2 protein-coding genes and 3 pseudogenes are annotated in these 2,349 nt (G+C 43.6%); 3 read left to right on the forward strand and 2 right to left on the reverse strand.

Annotation, left to right across the window (positions count from 1 at the left end; all coding sequences use genetic code 11):
- Window positions 1-505: 505 nt before the first annotated feature.
- From AAKU61_RS22420 to AAKU61_RS22430, 3 genes and pseudogenes are all read left to right on the forward strand, one after another.
- Window positions 506-1,288, forward strand: a complete 783-nt coding sequence (locus AAKU61_RS22420; RefSeq protein ID WP_354335831.1) for a Crp/Fnr family transcriptional regulator — start codon at window positions 506-508, stop codon at window positions 1,286-1,288.
- Between the two features lie 145 nt (window positions 1,289-1,433).
- Window positions 1,434-1,595 (forward strand): annotated as a pseudogene (locus tag AAKU61_RS22425) (helix-turn-helix domain-containing protein); the annotation flags it as partial.
- Between the two features lie 12 nt (window positions 1,596-1,607).
- Window positions 1,608-1,958 (forward strand): annotated as a pseudogene (locus AAKU61_RS22430) (IS3 family transposase); the annotation flags it as partial.
- 135 nt (window positions 1,959-2,093) lie between these two features.
- On the opposite strand, the pseudogene AAKU61_RS22880 reads toward AAKU61_RS22430, so the two are convergent.
- Window positions 2,094-2,211 (reverse strand): annotated as a pseudogene (locus AAKU61_RS22880) (phosphogluconate dehydrogenase (NAD(+)-dependent, decarboxylating)); the annotation flags it as partial.
- On the reverse strand, window positions 2,154-2,349 hold a 196-nt coding region (locus AAKU61_RS22435), incomplete at its 5' end, for a hypothetical protein (protein WP_354335832.1). The pseudogene AAKU61_RS22880 and the gene AAKU61_RS22435, both read right to left, overlap by 58 nt.

The raw sequence follows: 2,349 nt of genomic DNA on the forward strand, positions 1-2,349 counted from the left end.
TGTCACATGTGCCGCTTCAAACAAGAAAACCAATCGCAACAGTGGCCACACCCATGCTCGACTTTACTGGTTTGGGTATTTTGCAAGAAGCTCTTCAGTTATGTTTAAATTGCAGAAAGGCGATTAGCTAATCACACCCGAATTGTAGAACTCTAACTACGTATCATTTACTGATAACCACCCCTCCCACGTCATAAAGCTCTGTGCGTTAGCGAACAGACAAGACATTTATTTGCCTTTACCCTGTATCAAAAGTAATGATAACTAAGAAGTTGCATCACCGAAGAACGATCTTGAATTTACGAGTACTGCAAACAAATTTTTCAAACACGCTTGTGCGAAGCAAATTAATTTGCTCTGGAATTTTTGGTAGATTGGCATCTGAAATCGAAAATTTAACGTTATTCCAGGACAGAATCGAGTGAAGTAACTTTATAAATTGAGCATAAGGCTTCAAAGACCATCGATTTTTTGCGTTCTTTAATTGATCGAAAAGAGGTAGGAAATGAAACAAGCTGTCAGCGACGAAAATTCCTTCATCAATCGCAATATTTTTGAATTAAAACGAACAGATCGGCGCTGTAATATGGTGAAACCAAGTATCGATGGGTTTCGTCAAAACAAGATCTTGAAAAATCTCGGTGACGAAGATTTGCATGTTCTTGCCCCCCACCTCGAACTCGTCCAACTCTCAGTTCATCAACGTCTTTTTGAATACGGGTGTAATTCAGCTCACGTATATTTTCCTACTACGGCGATCATATCGCTGTTATTTATCTTACTGGATGGATCCTCAACAGAAATTTCCGTGGCGGGCAACGAAGGTATGGTAGGTATTTCCGCACTGATGGGGGAAACCGCATTAGGTAATGCAGTCGTGCAATCTGCGGGCTATGCATATCGCTTAAAAGCGTCTGTCATGAAACAAGAATATCGCCGTGGCGGCGTTTTACAACGGACTATGATGCGCTACATGCAAGTCTTGTTTGCACAAATGGCGCAAAACTGCGTTTGTAGCAGGCACTACTCAATTGAAAAACAACTGTGCCGTTTTATCTTAGATAGATTTGATCGTTCGACCTCCGAGGAATTGAAAGTGACGCATGAGGCAATCTCCAATAATTTAGGTGTACGCCGAGAAAGTATTACGGACGCATCCAAAAAATTGCAAAGTGCAGGCCTGCTCCAATGTCGACGCGGTTACATCACAATATTGAATAGAAAAGCGTTGGAGGAGATTGCTGGGGAGTGTTATGAAGTAGCCAGAATAGAATTTGATCGCATGTAGCTTTAGCAAATTACGTGTATTAGTCTCGGTTTGGCCTTACAGTAGGTCCTCGCAAAACGAGAGATTACTCGGTTTGATAGCGGTGTGAGTCTTTATTAAATCAGCGCGAAAGTGACATAGGAGCAATATTATTTCTCAAAACGTCATTAGACACAAGGTTGGGTTACTCAACTTTGATGCCAAACTAGGTAACGTGTACCGAGCCTGCAAAGTAATGGGCTCTTCGAGTGATACGTTTTACCGTTATCAACCTGCCGTTGAGTCAGGTGGCGGTGAAGCTCTGATCGATTCCAATTGGAGAAAGCCAAATCTGCTCAATCTTGTTGCTGACATGCTTGAAGACGCAGTTAAAGCGTTTGCAATTGAGCAGCAAGCATTTCGCGGTGCTAACTATCGCTGGCCTAGATGGCTCTGAAGGGCACATTACGCTAAGTTGGTTCGATCGATCTCACGTAAAGGGTGTTCACCGAATAACGCGGCCTGCGAAGGATTCTTCGCACGATTGAAAACAGAGTTGTTTTATGCGCGGGACTGGCAGAATGTTGCCATTGAGGAATTCATTCTGATCGTTGACGCCTATGTCTACTTGTCTAACGAAAAGCGTATCAAGATGTCCCTCGATTCAATCAATCCCAACGAATACCGAAAGAGCCTACGGATTTCAGCATAAACCAGTCCAAATTTTACGGTACCCCTGATCAATATTATTTGCGAGCCAACAGTAATGGCGTCGTTTCTGCATCTGTCGCGGTTCTTGGGTGTGCTGTAGAGTTATTGTTCGTGGCACGCTAATTAGCGTTATGCAAATGTTTAAGCCCTCTGCATAGGCCGCCATCAAGCTGTATTCAATGCCGTTGTACCATTTTTACGATATGGCCAGCACCATATGATCCGCAATGTAGACAGCCACGCTCGGCTGTACTTTTGTTTTTTCATTGTTGATCGCTACTTCTTCGGATATCCCATTTTTTGTCCGGTCATTCGCAGTGTCGTGTGATGCCGCGCCTGGCGCGAGTGACTCAAAAATAGGGGAGAGATAATTTACGATGCCAGACTGGCCT

It is taken from the genome of Undibacterium sp. GrIS 1.2, from assembly GCF_040544435.1.
Lineage (GTDB): Bacteria > Pseudomonadota > Gammaproteobacteria > Burkholderiales > Burkholderiaceae_D > Undibacterium.

Bases quoted from the DNA above. Each gene is read 5' to 3' on its own strand.
- AAKU61_RS22420 (WP_354335831.1), top strand. From the start codon at position 506: ATGAAACAAGCTGTCAGCGACGAAAATTCCTTCATCAATCGCAATATT.